This window comes from Aeromonas sp. QDB18 (genome assembly GCF_027705325.1).
Lineage (GTDB): Bacteria > Pseudomonadota > Gammaproteobacteria > Enterobacterales > Aeromonadaceae > Aeromonas > Aeromonas caviae.
Genome location: NZ_JAPDBQ010000342.1, coordinates 1 through 727, shown reverse-complemented (window position 1 = coordinate 727; position 727 = coordinate 1). Strand labels below are relative to the sequence as shown.

Sequence of the window (727 nt, the reverse complement as noted above, 5' to 3'; positions counted from 1 at the left end):
GCATATGGATTTAGGGACTCAGAATACTTTTTTCTGAAAATCAAGGCGGCCTTCCCCGGAAAGCCGCGATGAACCTCATTTTTAGCCCTGATACTACGTGGACTGGAACTCAAATTCTCTTAAGTGAACAGCATTGCGGGTTGGGGCTGCTGTTGGTTTCCGGGTCGCCGCAGCGCCCCTCGCTGCTGAAGTCATAGGCGGTCTGGGTGGCGCCAGCGGCACTCACCGACACCTTGTTGCAGGTGACGATGGCCTGGCAGCCAATCAGTCCTGCATCGGTGAAACTGAGACTGGTGCTGGCGGCGCATTGCTGCCCTTGCCACTGGCCATTGGGATAGAGTCGATAGAGGGCAATTTCCAGCCCGCTCTGGGCTGCCATCAGGGCACGCACGCCGCGTACCTCCACCGTATGCTTCTCGCTGCTGTCCACCAGGAAACGCCCCATGGCCGCCGCCAGCAGGGCCATGATGACGATGACGAAGAGGGCGATCAGGATGGCGCTGCCCCGCTGGGACCTCACCATGGAGGGAGTGTCAGGGCACATTGAGGGTCTCCAGCTTGTGGTGGAAGACGACGTGCTCGTCGCGCTGCTCGAACTCCAGTCGCAGTCCCACCTCGCTCTGGTTGAAGGCGGCTGGTTCCCGATAGAAGTAATACCAATCAGATTAAAGATGTGATCTAATTGCTCTATTCTGGTTTCACTGTACTCAGTATGTCCGATCCAATC

1 protein-coding gene is annotated in these 727 nt (G+C 57.2%); it reads right to left on the bottom strand.

Annotated elements, in window-relative coordinates:
* Positions 1-109: 109 nt before the first annotated feature.
* The gene (locus tag OKC30_RS21270; RefSeq protein ID WP_270665446.1) at positions 110-544 is read right to left on the bottom strand and encodes an MSHA biogenesis protein MshP; all 435 of its coding nucleotides are present in this window, start codon (positions 542-544) and stop codon (positions 110-112) included.
* Between the last annotated feature and the right edge of the window lie 183 nt (positions 545-727).